We start from the raw sequence: 19,837 nt of genomic DNA, 5'->3' as shown, positions 1-19,837 counted from the left end.
AATCAAAACGTCGGAAATTAAGGGCATACGCCTATCAATACGGAGGCAACCCTTTTTCTGTTAGCAAAAAATTAGAATTTATTCGACGTTTTCTTCAGGTCCTTCCACCTGCTCAAAGAATTTCTGAACCTGATATTTTTCTTCAATGCCACGGCTCCATTCGTAGTTAGTCTGCTGTTGTTCCATCTGAGCTAGTGGGAGATAAGGAGAGAAAAAGAAGAATAAGTCTGTTTTTAGAAATTCCTGGTACATGGCAGTGAGCCCGCCCGAAGTCGAAGGGATACGATTCATTACTTTTACCACGTAGCAGATTGATTTGTCTGCATTCATGACGACTGCTACATCACCGTTATCCATGTTATCGAATACCTGTTCCATAAATTCATTCCCGGCACCATCAATGGCGCTAATACTGGATAACTCGGGACGAGGCATTGAAAACGGATTACTGGCTCCAGCAGTGGAAGTTCGCATCCAGCTGAATGACTCAGTCGTTTGAGTTAAGAGTTCTTCTCCTTCTTTTTGACCAGTTATTGTTTGACCTTTGAGCGCTTCGGCCATTTCTTTATCACCGGCATCGGTAATTAACTTTTTCAGTTCTTCTGCCCGTTTTGTGGCAATCGGGCGGGCACCTTCTATTTTTAATTGCTGAGTAATCGATTCCTGGGTTTCCGGGTCAGAAAATTTTGGAATCGTGGCATCAACATGTTTCACTTTCCAGTAAGCAATTAATGCACTTGAAAATGAGTCTTCTGCTTCATAGGTCGTGTAAAGCAACTCAAGGGGTGTCTCAAACAATTGTTCAATGACGGTTCTGGGTTGCGCAGTAAATTGATTGAGGCTGGGTTCTTTTGCCGTTCCCAGTGGATATTTTTCAGACTCTTCAATTTGCTGAGCCGACATCAGAGGAGTAATGTTGTAGATCAACTGGTGTTTGGCCGCATAAGCTTTCAGTTTTTCTGTAATTTCTTTTGGTGTGGGCGGTGTTGTACCTTCCGCAGGGCTATTAATGAGGTAGCTAAGATCGTTCATGAAGATCACAGCAGCCGCAATTTTTTCCTTCATCAGAGCGAGAGTACGTTCTCTTAATAATTGATCACGAATTTCACTTTTTAAATCGTCGTCTAGTGGACGATAAGGTTCGAGTGGTGCTGGAGCTGTCGTAGGATTTTTTTTCTTATCCTCAACAGGCGGTGTATTAGGTTTCGTTGCGACCGTAGGTTTTTCTGAGGGCTTTTCATCTAATAGAGAAACAAATGTGGTGAGATCGGAATCAAGCGCGCTCGATTCTTCTTTCTTTTCTGTCGCATTTTGGGGCGTGGGGTCTTTGGGTTTGGTTTCTTTTGAGGGTTCTTTATCTGCTTTAGATGAGGGTGTCGTTTCTTTCGTTGATTTCTGATCATCGTTGACTGGTTTCACTGCTTCGATTGGTTGGTCTGGTGCAGAGGGCGCTTCCATGTCAGGCATATCCGGAATCGGATTGTTCTTATACAGCCGCTCTTTATTCACTTCATAAAAAGCGGTGATTTCCTCTTCAGTTACAGGGGGGACCAACTTTTCAGTCTCTTCATAGTCGGCCATTAAATATTCTACTTCCACTTTTTGTGGTTGACGCAATCCCGGAGATCCGGGGCCTGTTTCATTGGGGAAAACCGCCTTGTATTTCTCAAAGAATTCTTGTTTTTCTGCTTCCGTAGGGGCAGGGACCTGATCTTCAAAGTCTTTGACTGGTAACGCGACCACTTCTAATTCTTCGCGCACGTTGAACTTTTTGTAGAAGTTCCAGTATTGATCGGGAGTCAGCGAAACTTCAGGCATGAGTAACCGAAATACGAGACGTGCTTTGAGTTGATCTTTGAAAATCGTATAGATCTGCCCTTCCGTTATCCCCATGCTTAGGCAGGTTTTCTGAAAGGATTCACTGCTGAGTTTATTATTGGTATAGCGTGAAATATATTGAGTCACTGCATCGTCAGAAACGATGAGATTCATTTTGTCAGCTTCTTTGCGGAACAGGAATTCCAGAATGATGTCATCTTCTGTATCCCGACCAAAACCAAACATATATCCGCGTGGCGGTTGAGCACGCTGTCGTTCTTCCTCGGTCAATGACTCAAAGTAAGTCCTGACAATGAACTGATTCGCAATTTGTCGATTCCTGATGAGTTCCTGAAATTCCCGTTGGTCGATGTCACCTGCCGTAGTGGTCACAACCATCGCAGCACCAGGTCGGGGCATATAAGCATAGCCCAAAAAGAAGCCAATAATGATACCAATGACAGCGAATAACGTTCCCTTGCCGCGATCTTTTCCCAGGTACCAGAATAGGGCGCCAAAGACCAGCATTCCTAAAATCGGTGGAAATTGCTCAGGTTTCAACTGGTCCATGACGATAAATGCGAACATTGCCAGGATGGTGAGCGGAACCATTAACACTTTTTGTTTTTTACGAAACAATTCCAGTGGCGAGGCCATTCTGTTTCCTTCTTCAGTCTGCAAGTCGAATGAAATCGAATTTTGGTAGTGAAAATTTGACTGCAACCATGTCTGATTGACGAGATCACTACTTTTCGTATCTTCAAATTAGAAAAGAGTTTTCTGTTTATTTTATGTGTTGTAATTTATTCGGGCCATTCGTGAAAGTCTTCTCTCAAAGAATCCTGTTGTTTCCTGGCTGATCTTAAGGCAAAAAGTACCTCATTCTGAGAGCACATTAGGGATGAAAAAATAAATACAGGCTTGACAGAGAGTTTTGTGGCGGTTATGGATTGCCGAGATAAAGTATCAATCTGATCCGGCTAAAGATCTCAAAGTAAGAAAATAATGGCAGAAATTAAGCCGCGTATTGTATCCAAGATTACATTGGTGACAAGGTTTACGCCGGTTTCTCAGGAAGGGCAGGTCTGGTGGCAAAGAAAAAGCTGAAAGCATTGGTGATTGTTGAATCACCGGCCAAAGCCAAGAAAATCGGTGGCTATTTAGGCAGTAAGTATCGGGTCCTGGCCAGTATGGGGCACGTACGTGATTTGCCTGCAAAGGCTTCTGATGTTCCTTCCGAATTCAAGAAAAAGCACAAATGGGCTACCTTGGGGGTCAATACCGAGTCAGAATTTGAGCCTTATTATCTGGTACCCAAAGAGAAGAAAAAGACGGTAAAGGAACTCAAAGACGCGCTAAAGGATGCCGAAGAGCTCATTCTTGCGACTGACGAAGACCGTGAAGGTGAAAGTATCGGTTGGCATCTGACTGAGCTATTGAAACCAAAAGTACCCGTAAAACGCATGGTTTTCTCTGAAATCACAGAAGATGCCATTCAGGAAGCGATTGCTAATCCGCGGGAACTTGATTTGAATCTGGTCTCTGCCCAGGAGACGCGACGTGTACTGGACCGTTTGTATGGATTTACATTAAGCCCCCTACTTTGGAAAAAAGTTGCCCGTGGACTCTCTGCTGGGCGTGTGCAGTCTGTCGCGGTCCGAATTCTGGTCCAGCGGGAGCTGGAACGACTTGCTTTTCGAAGTGGTACCTATTGGGACTTGAAGGCATTATTAAAGACTTCTGATGGAGCCGAATTTGAATCGATGCTCTCAGCGGTCGGAGGCAAAAAAGTTGCCAGCGGTAAAGATTTCGACGAGTCCACAGGCAAGCTGAAGACCGATGCGGATGTGTTGTTGTTGAATGAGCAGCAGGCAGACGAATTGCTCGAACGTGTCAAAAAGTCTGATTGGACTGTCACTTCAGTCGAACAACGACTGCAGTCACGCAAGCCCCCTGCGCCGTTTACTACCAGCACGTTGCAACAGGAGGGGAACCGCAAGTTAAACATGTCGGCCCGTGAAACGATGCAGGTTGCTCAGCGTTTATACGAAGATGGCCACATTACTTATATGCGTACTGACAGCGTGAATCTCTCGAATGAAGCGATTTCTGCATCGCGAGATCGGATTGAAGATTTATATGGCAAAGATTACCTCAACCCGGAGATACGCCGATTTGATACGAAGTCCAAGGGCGCCCAGGAAGCACACGAGGCGATTCGACCCGCTGGCAAGTCGATGAAAACGGCAGAAGAGATCGGACTAAAGGGACAACAAGCCAAACTGTATGCAATGATCTGGAAACGGACGATGGCCACACAGATGGAAGAAGCCAAGCTGCGTTTTCAAACAGTGACCATCACCGCCGATAATGCTGAGTTTCGTGCCACAGGACGCCATGTGGAATTTCCTGGCTTCTTCCGTGCCTACGTTGAAGGGGTTGACGATCCGGAAGCCGCTTTGGACGACAGTGAATCGATGCTGCCACCGCTGGAGGAAAATCAGGCCCTCGAAACCAACCAGGTTGATCCCCTCAAGCACGAAACAAAACCCCCCGCGCGCTATACAGAAGCGACTATCGTGCGGAAATTGGAGAGTGAAGGGGTGGGACGACCGAGTACGTACGCTTCCATCATCGGGACCATTCAGGACCGCGGCTATGTGAAAAAGTCAGGTAGCCAACTTGTGCCCACATTTACCGCACTGGCAGTCACTCGCTTACTGGAACAGTTCTTCCCCAATCTGGTGGACCTGCAATTTACGGCCGCCATGGAGCAGGAATTAGACGATATCGCCGTCGGCGAAGGGGATCGGTTACCGTATTTGAACCAATTCTACCGAGGAAAAGAAGGCCTCGATGAGCAGGTCAAATCCAAGGAAGAAACAATCGATGCGCGGGAAATCTGTACGCTTAATTTAGAAGGGATTGAGTCGGCAGTGCGCGTCGGTCGTTATGGGCCGTATGTCACTGACGGTGCAGAAGAAGAACCTGTTTCTGCTTCGATTCCCGACAATATCGCACCAGCAGATCTCACCAATGAACTTGCAGAAAAACTCATTCGCCAGAAAAGTGAAGGGCCGAAGTCACTCGGGATGCATCCTGAAGAAAACACGCCCATTTACAAGTTATTTGGTCCTTTTGGTCCCTACCTGCAATTGGGGGATGTGATTGAAGATGGACCAAAACCAAAACGCGTCAGTATTCCCAAGACGGTCGACCCGGACACGATCGGTCTGGAAGAGGCGCTCAAATACTTGAGTCTGCCACGTTTTTTGGGTGAGCATCCCGAAACAGGAAAGAAAGTCAACGCGGGCATTGGTCGCTTCGGTCCCTATGTCTTGCACGACAAGGTCTACAAATCTCTGACGAAGGATGATGACATTCTGACGATTGAGTTACCTCGTGCTGTAGAACTCTTAAAGCAGGCGCGTCAACGAAGTGCACCGACACCCATTCGTGAATTAGGAAAACATCCGGAAGACGAAGAAACGGTTGCCATTTTTGATGGTCGCTACGGGCCTTATGTAAAACATGGCAAAATCAATGCGACCATTCCCAAAGGGTACGAAGTTGAAAATGTGGTGCTAGAACAGGCGCTCGAATGGTTGGAAGCGAAAGCAGCCAAAAAAGGTACAAAGAAGAAGGCCGCCAAGAAAAAGACAACTAAGAAATCAGCGGGGACCAAGGCGAAAAAAACAGCCGCAAAGAAAACACCTGCCAAGAAAGCGAAAGCAGCTGCGAAGAAAACCACGAAAAAAGCAGCCGCCAAAAAGAAGACAACGAAAAAAGCAGCTAAGAAGAAATCCGCCAAGAAAAAAACTGCTGAAGAATAGACGGCTGATTCAGGTCAAGCAGACACTTTGGGGTCATCTCCTTCCGCCGGATCTAGGGAAAGCGCATTTTGTTCTGCTTCTTCCTCACATCTCCTACGATCTACTGATTTGACTTCTTTATCGCTCAAATCAAATTCTTCAATTAGTTCACGACGGCGAATATTCACCTGACGGTCAAACTCTGAGAGCACATCCAGCGCACGATCACGCGAAGTGACTAAGCCGATAATCAAGTATTGTGTAATCGCTATTCCATAACAGACCCAACCTATCATGTCGGGGATGATTGCTGACAAAATCGCAAATACAGGGGAGGAGCGATTGATATGCTGGCACACAACCCCCTTCAGAATGGCTCGCCATTTTTCTCTCAGTTCCCGGAAAATGCCATATTTTTTTGATAACAATAGCTTGGGGGGACCAGGGTGAATGATTGAAAATAATTCCTGATCGGGCATGGCTTCAATCACACTAATAGCCAGCAAGATCCTAAATCCTGTCAGTATTATACTCTCGATTCCCTGTAGGCTTGGGGAGACCTTGTCAAATAGGTCAGGTACCCAGGCAAACAGAGCTGCTTCCATATTCACTGTCGCTACCAGAAGTAACAAAGAACCGCGAAACCATTGTTCGAGATCCTTTTCCAATTCTGCATCTAATTCCTGAACACGAATAACCTTGTTAAGGATCAGATGAAAAATCGGGATCGCAATAAGCCCGACAATAAAACGCGTTAATGGTTTTAACAGCGGTTTTACCAGGTAATTTAAAAATCCACCCACAATAATTCCTTACATTTTGTGAGAGTATGGCATGAAAATGACTTATTAGTGTATAAAACGGATTCCAATTAAATTGGGATTAAACAATCACAGTTTTTTCCAGCAAGAAGGGTAGTAGAATACCTATTATGCATCAATCAGAGCCAACATACCAAGGCAAATTCATGTAGTGAAATTACCAGCGGATTTGCTGATAAAGCTGGAGTAAACGTTGGCCACGATTTGGGTTCAGTTGTTGAACATAGGCCACGCGTCCTCGGAGATGACTGGCGAAATCGGGGTGACCTTCCCGGTTTTGGCTGGCAGGCCCCTTTCGAATGCAATTCGTGAGGATCGCTTTCAACAGATCGAATTCTTTGCGCGGCACATTCGTGTGTTCATTCACAACAACGCCAGTCACTTTTTGTTGTTGGTTATTTCGGAGGATGCGTCGTTTCGATTGATTGACCTGAAATCGTTCTGACCGAATGATTTGCTCCACCAGTGGAATAAAGACACGCAGAGAACGCAAAAATTGGTCGGAACCGGAAAAGGTTAAATCGTCGGCATAGCGTGTGTATTCTGCATCAAACGATCGCGCTAAACCTGAGAGCCTGACGTCCAGGGAAAATGCAGACAGATTCGCCAGTGCAGGGGATGTTGGTGCGCCTTGCGGAAGATGGCGAGAGAGATAAGGATATAGTGGTCGCAAACTTCCATCAGGAAAAGGCATGCTCATGGGAATGGCAGTCGTCGTCAGCCGCGCGAGCCAAATCGCAGCTTCACGACAGTAGCCAACACTGCGATAGATGGAAATGACGCGAGAGAATTTGACACTGGCATAAAAGTTTTCCAGGTCAAATTTCACTACCACACGTTTGCCTGTATGAGGTACTGCATTGGTCACCTGAGAATGGCCGGTGACGAATCCATGTGCAGTTGGATGCGCTGGGATTTTATTGAGTATGTCTTGTAAAATCTGTTGTTGAGCCATTTTCATAAAGGGTTTCGGGGATTCAATTAGCCGATAGCCATTCCGTTTTGGAAGCCAATGATAAGTATAATGCGATTCATTCACATCATCCGGTCGATCAGCTTGATTAAATCGGTGAGTTAGCCATGCCAGTTTTCCGAGAGGGTATTCGAGCCAGTTTGCAATTTCTTCGGGTGTAGAAAACGCGGGTAGATGGTATTGTCTTAGTTTTTGATGATCCACATCTTGAGTCATATCAAGATAATGATCAGATTGTGATCGGTATCGCAGCAGTTCATACGGGCGTGCAAGCTTATACGGCAACGGTGATACATCAACCATGTCAGGTGAATCGCGATTTTTCTTTTTGTTAAATCGCAGTGGTTGTAGACGTGGTTTGCGACGTGGCCGAGAAGGCTTAATTTGTTTCAGGGCTGAATGGGTATCTGCAGGCGCAATTGGTCTACTTGGTGATGAACCAAACAGGAGCCGGCGTATGAATTGAAATATGCCCATTCAGAAACCCTGCAGTCAGGTTAAAATATGGTATTACTTTACTCAATAAAGTAACAAAGATGACCAGCGGGCCGCACAACCGATCCTGTAGCGAAGTATTGCTACGATAAGAGTCTATCGTAGCGATACTTCACATATCGTAGAATGGTCAATACTTCTCCCACGGGGTATCCCCGCAGTACTCTAAGTGATCCGTCAGGATTCAGTTAGAGTCAGAACTTGTGCGACCCACTGCCCATCAAGACTGCAAATCGTATCCTTTTCGTGAACTGCGTCAATGTTAAGTCTTGTGAATCTGGATAAAGCCCCTATATTCCAACACGATTTCAGTACTGTAAACTGATTCAATAAAAACTGATACAAAAAAAGTAGCATTATGCATGTCACATGAACTGCAATTGCCTTGATTTTATAGCTAGGATACATTTGAAACAGAATTAAGAGATTCCAGCGATGAACGATTCAAATAGAAATCGAGTATGCTGTCTGGTACTACTTTAGTTTCTCATTACTGCGGAGCCGTTTTGCTAATAGTGAAAATAGAAAGTTAAGATGATGCTGGGGAACGTTAATCCCACAGAATTTGATTTGCGTTTCTCTCTGTTTGGGATTCCAGTCCGCGTACATCCATTATTCTGGGCTGTGTCAGCGTTCATGGGATGGTACCCCGATGATCCAAAAATGACGCTGATCTGGATTGCCTGTGTTTTTGTATCAATTCTGATTCATGAGTTGGGTCATGCCGTCATGGCAAAACACTTTGGTTGGCCCCCTGAAATTATGTTATATCATTTTGGAGGTCTGGCCACGTTTCAGCCTTATTCGGGGATGACAACCCAGCGGTCAATCATTGTATCAGCAGCAGGACCATTGGCCGGTTTCGGACTGCTCGGAGCAGTCATGTTTTTTAAATACATTTCCATAAGGTTCGGTTTTTGGAATAACTTGGATCAGCAAGGGGCAATCTATGTTAGTACTACATTCCATTACTTGTATTTCATCAATTTATATTGGGGATTGATTAATCTCGCTCCCGTGCTGCCCCTGGATGGGGGACACATTTGTGAGGATATCTGCAAAGCCGTCAAACGTTATCGAGGTGATGTGTTGGCTCTACAGATTTCAATGGTCGCTGCGGGCGCACTAGCCTTTTATTTTTTCAAAGAGCAATATCGCTTTGCAGGCATTATGTTTGCTTTATTTGCCTTTTTTAACTTTCAGGCATACCAACAGCGGAATAATCCCTGGTAGAAGTGTTTCTCGTGTCTAGAACCCGAGACCATCACCGTTGAGTTCGGCCGTTTTGACTGTTCCATCAGTGATGTTAAACATACCCGGATAAGAGCGTGTCCACTTTTTGTTTGGGCCAGGGCAATATTGGCGGCCATTACCTTCAATTGCGGCTATGGTTGGAATTCGAGCCGCTAAACTGGCAGAATGCAGAAAAGAATAACCGCAGCAAGTCAAATCCTGCACACAGAGAAACATATCAAACTTCTGCGCGGCAGCTCCCAAAAACAGTGATTCCGTTTGACCTTTGCAGGCTTTTAAAGCGACACCTGAATAACCCAGATCGCGACTTAGTAACAGCGAATCATAGTCGACCAGAGATTCATCAATGACCACTGGTTTGATCTTGGCTGCTTCATGCATTTTATTTTCCGGATTGGCTTTAAGGTCCCGATTTGTGGGTTGTTCGATATATTGAACTCGATCAAAGGCAGCCGGTGTCTGCTCGCGTATTTTGTTCAAAAAGTCGAGAACATAATCTACATTTTCACATTTCTCATTAAAATCCAGTGAGTAAAACCAGGTATCTTGCCCTCGTTCTCCTTGTGCTTTGACTGCTTCATTTTCAATAGCAATCACACGGCTGATATCCCAGTCGAGATTATCGCCAGAGAGCTTGATTTTTAGATGGGTCAGCCCGTCTGCTTTGATCCACTCTCCCAGTGTCTCAGGTAAACCATCATCAATGCGTTCAGAAACATCGGCTTCAGTAATCGGATCTAGCGCTCCCACAAGATGGTAGAGCGGCAGCATTGGTTTGGGGTCACGGAGTGTGTACTGATCCAGGTATTCTCCCTGGAACTGATCGTCCAGGTATTCCATCAGATCATAGTTCATATATTCCGAGGAGAGGCCGTTATAGCTGTTGATATGATTCGCACGTCCAAAACCATCATGAATGGCTGCATCCAATGGACTGGATGCAACGAGCTGGGCCAGCTCGGGAATTTCCTCCTCAAGGCCTAGTTTTTTCGAAAGTTTTTTTCCCATGAAATGGTACTCAGCCGAAATATGATACATCAGATCAATCGGGTGCGCAATTTCCGGACAGATATTGGCAATTTCGACAGCTTCTTCCAGGAACGCGATCATGGCTTTCAGGCCGTCATCGGGGCTGACAACAGTCGATGGCCAAGCCCAGATGTTTCCAGCAGGCATGCTGCCAATTCCGATACCCTGTTTTCCATTGCGTGTTTCAACAACGACTTCCACATTTAACAGGACACTGCTGTCCATTACTCGTCCACCGAATTTCAGAGGGGTACGAAATGGAACTTCTTCAGTTGAAAATTTCGCCTCAACAATTTTGATATCAGTTGACTTGGACATCGCTCTGTAATTAATCCTTCATACTGCGTGATAAACTATTGCAATGGTTTATTTTTTGTTTTGTAGATCATCCGCTAGAATGTCATTTCCTAAGTTGATTTTATAACCATTTCGTTTAATCTTCAAGAAACGAATGCGATTCATTCTCGCTTGTGAAAAAACGGGAAAAAAGGGAATTTTCTGTTTTCATTTCAGGCCATAGCTTGTTAATGATGGCCTTCGCGTTATTTTCTCTCCGGGAATCCGCTTGAAAAAGCCGCGTATACTCGACGATTCTCTCAGCCAGTGACTGGAGACAGGATTGGTGGTTCTCTCCGACTCCATAAACTGAACAGATGGGAGAACCATTTTGAATGACTGTTCCTGGATGGGGGATATCAGCGAGTTCCGGGATTTGGTAGAGGTCTTTTGACAAATTGTGGTTCCAATCAATGTCAGGACAAGTCGTATCCTGAGCCGCGTAGAGAATCCCTTTGGCAATTTGAGGTCGCGTCTGGTTTTGGGCTTCTAGAAGCTGTTTTTGTAGTTGTAACGGAGTCTCAAAGTCGATCTTTTGCTCTTCAAAGGTGCGACAGGCGGCCATGTGCCAATATAGGATTGGAAGCTGAGATTGTAGTTCAAATAATTCAGTTAACGCTGTATAGCGCGGGTTAACTTCATTCAACCAGATTCGATTTTCTTGCATTGGGTCCAGGATGAGATCACAGCCAAAAATGCCCTGTATGTGACACCGTTGTGCAATTGTTTGCCCCAGTTCTTGTATGGCATGATTCCATGAGGATGGAAAAGAATTAAGTGTGACTCCACCACAAAATTGAAATGGTTTCGCATTGAGGGCGGCATTTCCAACAAATTGCATGGAAATACCCACTAAAACAGAGACGTGGCGAAAAGCAATAAACAGGGCCGAAAGTGGAATTCCAGGTTGGTAGCGCTGTATATAGCAAGCTTTGTTTCTCAGAGACTTTGAATAGGTCGCGTCCACAAAATGGATTCCGTGGCCTCCTGAACCATGCGTTGGTTTACTCAACCATTTCAAATTTCCATCTGGCTTGGAGTCAGCCGTAAGACAGGTGGGAGTTTGGACTTTTGTTCGAGACAGGATTTCTTCTAGGAAAAAAGGATCCCGGGCATAAGACAGACTTTCTGGATCACAGCCTCGCAGCTGATGTTTTAGACTGATTTGCTCGATAAATTTCGGATGATTTTCCATTCCCCCAGTATAGATCCACTCCATTGAAGAACGTTCGTCAAGGTCCTGCAACCAATTTGATTCATCGCTTGTTTTGGGAAGCATTTGCGCAATTTCACGAAGATCCTGGTCGGCATATTGATCTACACAGAGCGGCTGGAATTGGGCACGCAGGGCAGAAAATGCGGCAGCTCGTGTGCTCGCTCCAACAATGAGTAGCTCAGGGTTCTTTGGAATTTCTATCTGTTCTTGTTTATTCATCAAATTGTGAATTGGGAGTAGGTGATAATATTTTATGAGGATTTAGTGTGAATTCTAGCGGATTACTGGCAATCCTGTTCTTAAATTGTTATTAAATAGGACAGGCTACGAATGATCCAAGGCGAATCAAAACGAGAGTTTGCTTCGTCGTCCCTCCAGGACTGCGGTATTCGTGATCCGTTTTAATTTGTGCACTGCGCATAATTGTAAGAACCTAATACGAAATGGAGAACGAAGAATGTCAATGTTTGTCGGTGAGTCACTTGTTGGTGAAGGTAATGAAGTTTCTCATATCGATTTATTGATTGGTGACAAAAATGGTCCTGTCGGAGTGGCTTTTGCAAATGCTCTCTCCAGCCAGAAAATGGGACATAGTAATCTGCTTGCGGTACTCTCACCTAACTTGGCTGTGAAACCTGCTACAGTTATGGTGACAAAGGTAACTATTAAAGGGGCTAAGCAAGCAGTTCAAATGTTTGGACCCGCTCAGTACGCTGTTGCAAAAGCTGTTGCAGACAGTGTTGAAGCAGGTGTCATTCCCAAAGACCAGTGTGAAGATCTCGTGATTGTCTGTGGTGTATTCATTCACTGGGAAGCAGATGATGACAAGAAGATCTTTGATTACAATTACGAAGCCACCAAGGAAGCAATTGCTCGCGCCATGAAAAGCGAGCCTTCTGCTGACGAAATGCTAGCCAAGAAGAGTGAAGCCTCTCATCCCTTCTACGCTGGCTAAAATTTTTGATTAGGTGGAAAGATCGAATTCAGACCCCTGTTCATTCAGAGCAGGGGTTTTTCGTTCTGTCTATTACAATTCCCTGGCTTTGATGAGTTTCAGAACTAACATGAAAAAGATATTGATTCAATTGGATACTGATGCGCAGCCCAGCACATTTGATCGTGTTGTCGCCATCGACGCTGGTGTTGATGAGCTGATGAGTTACGGTGATATCACACCTGAAAATGTGACACCATTGGTACATGGAGCGATGTTTACTCGCGGGGCCAAAGACTTGCATCACACGGCGTTGTTTGTGGGGGGGAGCCAGATTCAGGAAGGGGAGACACTCTTTCAAAGAGTTCAAGAGTTGTTTTTCGGCCCGGTTCGTGTCTCCGTAATGATTGATTCCAATGGCTCCAATACGACAGCGGCCGCTGCAGTCTTGGCGGCGGGGAAGCATCTCAACTTTTCTGAAACGACTGCATTGATTTTGGGAGGAACCGGTCCCGTTGGTCAGCGTGCAGCACAATTACTGGCAAAACTCGGGGCAAATGTGATTGTGGCTTCCCGTTCTGAAGAGCGCGCTCAGGCTACCTGTGATGCAATTACTACTGTTGTGCAAGGAGCACAATTAAAAGCCCTCTCTTTAAAAGACCACAAGCAGATTGAAGCAGTCAATCAGGATACAAACCTCATTATTTCCGCTGGTGCAGCGGGGGTGAAACTGCTCCCGGCAGCCTGTTGGAAGCCGATGAAGCAGCTTAAAGTTGCCATTGATTTGAATGCGGTTCCACCAGCGGGGATTGAGGAAGTTGACGTGATGGATAAGGCTACAGATCGGGAAGGGGTTCTCTGTTACGGAGCGATTGGAGCAGGAGGTACAAAGATGAAGATTCATAAAGCGGCCATCCAAAAGCTGTTTGAATCGAATGATCTCCTGCTGGATACCGAAGAAATTTACCAGATTGGCGTTGATCTTAAAGACTAAATGCTGCTTAAGAACTGGAGAATGAGCAATTCAGGTTGCATCGACTCTCTGAGTCTCGATAGAATTGGTGAGTTGAGAATACACTTCCAAATAAGGGAAATGCGTTTTGTAAGCTCTTGGAGCTATAGCAGTTTAACTTCCGGATCATTTTCATGTATGACGATGCCACCATTATGAAACGCGTCTGTGCAGGAGAGTATCTTCTGTTCGATGAATTGGTGGTACGTTATCGTAAGCGTCTGTTACGGTTTGCCTGGAGTAAATTTGGTCATTTTTCGGCCGCGGAAGATTTGGTGCAGGAAGCATTTTTGTCTGCATTCGCTGCACGTGAGACCTATAATCCTTCATTTGCATTTTCGACCTGGCTCTGGACTATTTTTTTAAACTTGTGTCGTCGTCATTATAAGCGGGAACAACGCCAGCCGCGTGAAATTGTTCATTCGTCAATGACTGATGCAGTTGTGGTACCCGAACCCAGTTCGTCAGAGACTCCCTTACAAATTGCCTTGAAAACAGAACAATTTGCGCTATTGGCGCGATACCTTTGTGAATTACCGGAAGTGCAAGCCGATGCGCTGCGATTGCGTTTTTTCGGCGGAATGAAATTTACTGAGATTGCTTTAACCATGGATTGTAGTTTGTCAGCAGCAAAAATACGTGTGAAAAACGGATTGCTTCAATTGGCCCATCGTTTTTCTGAAGCTTCGACTTCGGAAGGAGATGTATCATGAATTGTGACGAAGCGTTTGATCTAATTACTCATCCTACTGATCACAATTGCGAAGAGTTGCAATGGCATCTTCAATTGTGCTCTCGCTGTCGGCAGATGAAAGAAACTCTTGCGCCAGCATTGGATACATTTCATCAGATTCTAAATGATGATATGGCAGCTGATGATTTCAACGAGTACGGTACTGATCTTCATCAGACTCAGGATCAGAAATCTTTCGGCCTTTTCCCACAAGCTGAGCATCCATTTTTGTCTGCAGAATCTGTACGGATGGCGGATCAAGCGGCAACACGTTTAAGGGCAGAAGCAGAATCGCATCAACTTACAAAACGGTCTGCAAAGTCAAAGCTTTATCAAAGACGGCTTATGAACGCAGCGTTGATTCTATTTGCTGGGATTCTAATGGGGTGGGGAGTTTCTACATTTGCTCCCGAAAATCACATCCCCATAGGAGCAAATAATTTACAGAAACAACAGTCCTGCCTTTGGATCGCCCAGCGTGAAGAGAAAGCGAATCGAACTTTTCGGGCAAAAATGGATAAAATGTCAGCCAGCAATGTGGTTTTGTCCTGTGTTGCCTGTCACTTAAGTTCAACCACTGACTAGCAGATGGATCTAATTACCGTCAATCAATTCAGTCAATTCACTTCGCCTTTCCCGTCTTGATATCTCGCATGATACGTGTAACAAAACTTGTAAGTCTTACAAGTAATTTTGCCACAAACAGTACTTTTTTCAATTGATGTCACCAATTCTGATCGTCATTGAAAAACTCATCTTGCGGCTGTTTTCAATTTCCGTTATTTGTACGTAACCCACTGTTAACCGGAGGGAACATTTCCTGTCTAACACTCCCTTTTCTCATTTCCTCCCTGAGATCACAGGGCCATTGAAAAAGAGATTTTCAACCTGTCACACAGAAGTGAACCTCGTATCTTTTCTCGCAAAAATTACAATTGGATTCGACATGATAAGAGGTGTCTTGTCTGACACCAGATGCGGCAACGCATTGCGATGGGCATCGAGCCTGATCCTGGTACAGATTATTTTGTTCGGAGTCTGCATCAACGGGAATTTTCCTGTGATGAAATCAGCCTCTGCGCAGGAAGGAAAAAAGAGCGCCATATCCTTGGATGAACCTCTTTTCGACATCCGCGTGGAAGGAAATGAGTCCATTCCAGCACTCTCGATTTTACAAAAGACCAAAAGCCAACGCGGCCGACCTGCCTCACGCACACAAGTGCTTGAAGATATGCGGCTCCTATTTGCGACCCGTTGGTTTTCCAGCGTGGAACCCGTTTATCGAAAAACGGAACAGGGTTTGGTGTTGATCTTCAAGGTCAAAGAACGTCCTATAGTGGAAAAGGTCGAATTTCGTGGTAATAAGAAAATCAAAACCAAACGCCTGGAAGCGACAACCGGTTTAAAAGTCGGTTCCCCGTTTGATGTTTCTGCTAATCAGGAATCAGTACATCGGATTAAGCAACTTTATGTAGAACGCGGATATCGTTTTGCCGAGATTACACTCGTCAAAGGAGGTCTTGCCGATGATCGTGAAGTGATTTTCGAGATCAAAGAAGGCCCCAAGGTGGTTGTTTCAGGAATCAAATTCCGGGGTAACAAATTTGTGAGCTCAGGTGTGCTCAAAACAAAACTGCAGACCAAAAAAGCGCCTCTTGGTCTGAGTATTTTGGGAGGAAAATATGATCCTTCCACAGTCGAAGATGATCTAGTCTCTCTGAAGCAATACTACAACGGTCTGGGTTTTTTCGATGTGAAAATTAAGGAAAAGGTAGGCTATAACAAAGATCGTTCTCGCGTTCAAATTGAATATACGATTAACGAGGGTAAACGCTACAAAATTCGTGAAATCCTGATTCAGGGAAATCGGATTTTCTCGGAAGAAGAAATTCGCGACGATTTTAAATTAGTCTCGGGAGAGTTTTTCAACAGTCGTACTCTTTCAAAGGATGTTGATAAACTAACCACAAGATATGGAGAAATAGGGCATTTATTTGCAAAAGTGAATCCGGTTCCCCGATTTTTGGAAGCACCAGGCCAAGTCGATTTGGTCTATCAGATCAACGAAGACAAACCGTACCGTATTCGTCGTATTACACCGCATATTGCAGGAGACAATCCGCGCACCAAGAGTTCAGTTTTAACGAATCCATTGCTTGTTGCTCCCGGTGATCTGGCAAATCAACGTTTGATTCAGAAGAGTAAGCGTCGTATCGAAGGGGGACAGGTTTTTGAAAAAGGTCAAAATGGACCACGGATTAACATAACAAAAGTCGATCCGCAACGCGAAGTGATTAACAGTCGCAAAAACGATGTTTTGCGAGGTCAAAATAATGAACGTGACCAAAATATAAAACGTACCCGATATAACGAACTCGACCAAAATTATGAACGTGGGCAAATTTACGATGACGGTATTTTAAACGAACAAAATCGAACCCAGAAAATATTACGTGGACAAAACAAAATATTTCGCGGACAAAATTACGATAATGGCATTCCAGAACCTCTGAATCCTTTATTTGGCAACAGCCCACTTGGCGATCCAATGGGAACCGAATTTCCCCAGCAACAACCGGGTTGGGTGGATTTGGATGTTTATGCTTCCGAAAGCCGTACTGGGCGTTTGATGTTTGGAGTCGGCGTCAATAGTGATGCGGGGGTTGTTGGTTCGATCGTTCTGCAGGAAGAAAACTTTGATATTCTAAGACCTCCCCGTAGCATGGAAGATCTGCTGGACGGTACTGCTTGGCGTGGTGGCGGGCAACGTTTCCGTGCGGAAGCAGTTCCCGGTGATCAGGTCAGCCGATATTTACTCAACTGGACCGATCCTTATTTCCTGGATACTAATTTCAGTTTGGGAGTCAGTGGTTTTTACTTCACACGATTCTATGAGGATTGGGATGAAGAACGCGTAGGTACACGTTTGACTCTGGGGCGTCAATTGACTCAAGAGTGGTCAATTAACGGACAGTTCCGACTGGAAAATGTCGACCTGCGAAACCCGCGCACACCGACACCTCCCATTGTTCAACAGTCTGTCGGTAATAATTTGCTGAATACATTTCGAATTGCCGCCACACATGATACACGTGATGCAGCGTTTCTACCGGCAGAAGGACATATTTTCGAAGCTGCAGTCGAGCAAGCTGTGGGAGATTTTGATTATAGCCGACTGGAAACCAATGCCAGTCAATATTTTACTCTTTTCAGTCGCCCCGATGGTGGCGGACGTCATATCCTCTCTATCAGTGCCTCGCTGGGTTGGACCGATTCAGATACTCCCGTATTTGAACGATACTATGCCGGTGGTTTCCAGACCTTCCGTGGTTTTGAATTCCGTGGAGTCACACCGCGGGAAAATGGAATTGCCGTAGGTGGTCGATGGAGCTTTCTGGGTAGTGCACAGTATATGGTTCCGATTACTGCCGATGAGATGATCCAAATGGTGTTCTTCAGTGATTTTGGTACCGTTGAAGAAAGTGTTTCTCTCGATCAGTTCCGTGTTTCTGTTGGTGCCGGTCTTCGTTTAACAGTTCCTGCAATGGGACCTGTTCCAGTAGCTTTGGATTTTGCTGTTCCATTGGCAAAAGAGACATTCGACGAAACACAGGTCTTCAGCTTCTATGTTGGGTTCACCCGTTAATTGATCAATGTTTCCCGACAACGCTTTTGTGTGAATATAACTGCTGACAGGACGGAATTTCTACGTCGCCACCAGTTTCATCGGGCTTTCTTCTGGGCTATGATAGTGGATTGTTATGTGGCAGATTGTTCGTTCAGAGAGCAGCTCAGATGATTTTGGAAGGCATTGTCAGCAGTAGAAATCGACAGGGAGAATTGAATATTGCCCCGATGGGACCACTGGTCAATCCTGAGATGAGCCAGTTTGTGTTACGACCATTTCAGACGTCTCGAACCTTCCATAATCTGAAGGAGACCCGTTGCGGAGTATTCCACGTTGTTGATGATGTGTTATTGCTGGCAAAAGCGGCTATCAGTCAGTTGGATGAGCCCCCAAACACATTTCCTGCGGAGCAAATTGAAGGTGATGTGATCTCCTCAGCTTGTCGCTGGTATGAATTTCAAATCGATACGATTGATGAATCTGCCGATCGCACTGTGATGCAGGCTTCAGTAGTCCATCATGGTAGAATTCGGGATTATTTTGGCCTTAACCGGGCTAAGCATGCTGTGCTGGAAGCAGCGATTCTGGCAACACGCATTCATATAATAGAGAAACATGATTTGCAGACACAGTATCGTGCTTTGGCAGAGATTGTGAAAAAAACTGCCGGTCCGGAAGAACACACGGCTTTCAACTTACTGGAAGAGTATATTTCCAAAGCGTATGCTTAGATGATCGTGAACCAAAAACTCAACAACTCTCAGAAGCACTTATCTGTCATGTCACGCGAAGTCATCGTAACCACGGGAAGCCGATTACATTGGGGATTGCTGTCAATTGCCCCGTTAGCAGGCCGGGAATTTGGTGGCATTGGTTTAATGGTCGATGAGCCACGATTGACTCTCTCAGTAAAAAAATCAGCTGAAGAAAAAGATCATATTGTTTGTAGTGAGAATTACATTTCAAAAATTGAAAATGTGATCAACATGACTCGCCGAAATCTGACTGGTGCGTCACGTGAGTGTTATTATTCTGTAGAAGTACAATCTGAAATTCCACAACATTGTGGTTTTGGTTCGGGAACTCAATTGAGTTTGGCAGTCGCGCGCGCCATTTTGATGTTAAATGAAAAAGATCAGTTTTCTTCTATGGAGTTGGCACAGTGCGTTCAACGTGGGGCACGCTCTGCCCTCGGGATACATGGTTTTGAATCGGGTGGATTTATCGTAGAAGGAGGCAAAAACGATTCAAGTGAAATCAGTCCCTTGGTTCTGCGGGTTGATTTTCCCGTAGACTGGAAAGTTTTATTGATCACACCCACTGATCGGGCAGGCATTTCCGGTAACATAGAAGCGAAAGCCATTCAGAAGTTAGGCTCTATGCCTGTTTCTCTTACCGACAAGCTTTGTCGCCTTATTCTGATGCAGCTTATTCCGTCAATAAGGGTACAGGACTTTGAAGGTTTTAGTGCGGGTTTGACAGAGTATGGACACGCTGTAGGTGAGTTTTTTCAGCCTGCTCAAGGGGGAATCTTTGCTCATCCCCGGATGGCCGAGCTAGAAAATTTACTGAGTTTAAAAGAAATTCTGGGAATGACCCAGACCTCCTGGGGGCCGACTTTATCGGTCGTTTGCCGGGATTCTACACACGCTGAATATGTTTCAAGTATATTATTTGAAAATGGTTACGGAGAATTTTGTTCGATTAAAATTGTAAAGCCTTTAAACCGTGGTGCTTATACTCAGTTGAGAAACATTGCATGAACATTAGATATAG

The 19,837-nt window shown here is 45.1% G+C and carries 14 protein-coding genes; 9 read left to right on the top strand and 5 right to left on the bottom strand.

The annotated features are described in order from the left end of the window. Window positions 1-78: 78 nt before the first annotated feature. Window positions 79-2,475 carry a SurA N-terminal domain-containing protein gene (locus V202x_RS25175; protein ID WP_145179551.1) on the bottom strand — a complete coding sequence of 799 codons (2,397 nt, stop codon included), beginning with the start codon at window positions 2,473-2,475 and terminating at the stop codon, window positions 79-81. Between the two features lie 446 nt (window positions 2,476-2,921). Here V202x_RS25175 and topA point away from each other — a divergent pair, with 446 nt between their 5' ends. Continuing rightward, window positions 2,922-5,651 carry a type I DNA topoisomerase gene (topA, locus tag V202x_RS25170; protein ID WP_145180815.1) on the top strand — a complete coding sequence of 910 codons (2,730 nt, stop codon included), beginning with the start codon at window positions 2,922-2,924 and terminating at the stop codon, window positions 5,649-5,651. Between the two features lie 14 nt (window positions 5,652-5,665). On the opposite strand, the gene V202x_RS25165 is transcribed toward topA, so the two are convergent. Continuing rightward, window positions 5,666-6,433, bottom strand: a complete 768-nt coding sequence (locus V202x_RS25165) for a DNA topoisomerase I (RefSeq protein ID WP_145179550.1) — start codon at window positions 6,431-6,433, stop codon at window positions 5,666-5,668. 175 nt (window positions 6,434-6,608) lie between these two features. After that, window positions 6,609-7,901, bottom strand: a complete 1,293-nt coding sequence (locus tag V202x_RS25160) for a reverse transcriptase family protein (protein WP_145179549.1) — start codon at window positions 7,899-7,901, stop codon at window positions 6,609-6,611. 552 nt (window positions 7,902-8,453) lie between these two features. Here V202x_RS25160 and V202x_RS25155 point away from each other — a divergent pair. Next, entirely contained in the window at window positions 8,454-9,152 is a 699-nt protein-coding gene (locus V202x_RS25155) for a site-2 protease family protein (protein ID WP_145179548.1), read from the top strand. 15 nt (window positions 9,153-9,167) lie between these two features. Here V202x_RS25155 and V202x_RS25150 read toward each other — a convergent pair whose 3' ends face one another. Together V202x_RS25150 and V202x_RS25145 are read right to left on the bottom strand one after the other, a co-directional pair. Further along, entirely contained in the window at window positions 9,168-10,520 is a 1,353-nt protein-coding gene (locus tag V202x_RS25150) for an enolase C-terminal domain-like protein (RefSeq protein ID WP_145179547.1), read from the bottom strand. Between the two features lie 115 nt (window positions 10,521-10,635). Then, complete coding sequence (locus V202x_RS25145; protein ID WP_145179546.1) at window positions 10,636-11,973, bottom strand: ATP-grasp domain-containing protein; 1,338 nt, start codon at window positions 11,971-11,973, stop codon at window positions 10,636-10,638. A 238-nt stretch (window positions 11,974-12,211) separates the two neighbouring features. Between V202x_RS25145 and fae the strand changes: the two genes are divergently transcribed. The 7 genes from fae (at window position 12,212) to V202x_RS25110 (ending at window position 19,824) form a co-directional block, all read left to right on the top strand. Continuing rightward, a complete protein-coding gene (gene fae / locus V202x_RS25140; RefSeq protein ID WP_144988444.1) occupies window positions 12,212-12,709 on the top strand; it encodes a formaldehyde-activating enzyme in 498 nt (165 codons plus the stop codon). Between the two features lie 109 nt (window positions 12,710-12,818). Further along, complete coding sequence (locus V202x_RS25135; RefSeq protein ID WP_145179545.1) at window positions 12,819-13,682, top strand: NADP-dependent methylenetetrahydromethanopterin/methylenetetrahydrofolate dehydrogenase; 864 nt, start codon at window positions 12,819-12,821, stop codon at window positions 13,680-13,682. Between the two features lie 152 nt (window positions 13,683-13,834). Then, entirely contained in the window at window positions 13,835-14,413 is a 579-nt protein-coding gene (locus tag V202x_RS25130; protein WP_145179544.1) for an RNA polymerase sigma factor, read from the top strand. Next, window positions 14,410-15,018 (top strand): hypothetical protein, encoded by a 609-nt coding sequence (locus V202x_RS25125; RefSeq protein WP_145179543.1) that lies wholly within the window; start codon window positions 14,410-14,412, stop codon window positions 15,016-15,018. The genes V202x_RS25130 and V202x_RS25125 overlap by 4 nt, the downstream gene beginning before the upstream one ends. A 478-nt stretch (window positions 15,019-15,496) precedes the next feature. Beyond that, window positions 15,497-18,079 (top strand): outer membrane protein assembly factor, encoded by a 2,583-nt coding sequence (locus V202x_RS25120; RefSeq protein ID WP_232098696.1) that lies wholly within the window; start codon window positions 15,497-15,499, stop codon window positions 18,077-18,079. Between the two features lie 149 nt (window positions 18,080-18,228). Next, window positions 18,229-18,792 (top strand): DUF447 domain-containing protein, encoded by a 564-nt coding sequence (locus V202x_RS25115; RefSeq protein WP_145179541.1) that lies wholly within the window; start codon window positions 18,229-18,231, stop codon window positions 18,790-18,792. Window positions 18,793-18,840: 48 nt separating this feature from the next. Further along, complete coding sequence (locus tag V202x_RS25110; protein WP_197993089.1) at window positions 18,841-19,824, top strand: beta-ribofuranosylaminobenzene 5'-phosphate synthase family protein; 984 nt, start codon at window positions 18,841-18,843, stop codon at window positions 19,822-19,824. Window positions 19,825-19,837: the final 13 nt, after the last annotated feature.

This window comes from Gimesia aquarii (assembly GCF_007748175.1).
Taxonomy (GTDB): domain Bacteria; phylum Planctomycetota; class Planctomycetia; order Planctomycetales; family Planctomycetaceae; genus Gimesia; species Gimesia aquarii_A.
This window is presented reverse-complemented; position numbering and strand designations above follow the sequence as displayed.

Bases quoted from the DNA above. Each gene is read 5' to 3' on its own strand.
- V202x_RS25175 (WP_145179551.1), bottom strand. From the start codon at position 2,475: ATGGCCTCGCCACTGGAATTGTTTCGTAAAAAACAAAAAGTGTTAATG.
- V202x_RS25160 (WP_145179549.1), bottom strand. From the start codon at position 7,901: ATGGGCATATTTCAATTCATACGCCGGCTCCTGTTTGGTTCATCACCA.
- V202x_RS25155 (WP_145179548.1), top strand. From the start codon at position 8,454: ATGATGCTGGGGAACGTTAATCCCACAGAATTTGATTTGCGTTTCTCT.
- V202x_RS25150 (WP_145179547.1), bottom strand. From the start codon at position 10,520: ATGTCCAAGTCAACTGATATCAAAATTGTTGAGGCGAAATTTTCAACT.
- V202x_RS25145 (WP_145179546.1), bottom strand. From the start codon at position 11,973: ATGAATAAACAAGAACAGATAGAAATTCCAAAGAACCCTGAGCTACTC.
- fae (WP_144988444.1), top strand. From the start codon at position 12,212: ATGTCAATGTTTGTCGGTGAGTCACTTGTTGGTGAAGGTAATGAAGTT.
- V202x_RS25135 (WP_145179545.1), top strand. From the start codon at position 12,819: ATGAAAAAGATATTGATTCAATTGGATACTGATGCGCAGCCCAGCACA.
- V202x_RS25130 (WP_145179544.1), top strand. From the start codon at position 13,835: ATGTATGACGATGCCACCATTATGAAACGCGTCTGTGCAGGAGAGTAT.
- V202x_RS25125 (WP_145179543.1), top strand. From the start codon at position 14,410: ATGAATTGTGACGAAGCGTTTGATCTAATTACTCATCCTACTGATCAC.
- V202x_RS25120 (WP_232098696.1), top strand. From the start codon at position 15,497: ATGAAATCAGCCTCTGCGCAGGAAGGAAAAAAGAGCGCCATATCCTTG.
- V202x_RS25115 (WP_145179541.1), top strand. From the start codon at position 18,229: ATGATTTTGGAAGGCATTGTCAGCAGTAGAAATCGACAGGGAGAATTG.
- V202x_RS25110 (WP_197993089.1), top strand. From the start codon at position 18,841: ATGTCACGCGAAGTCATCGTAACCACGGGAAGCCGATTACATTGGGGA.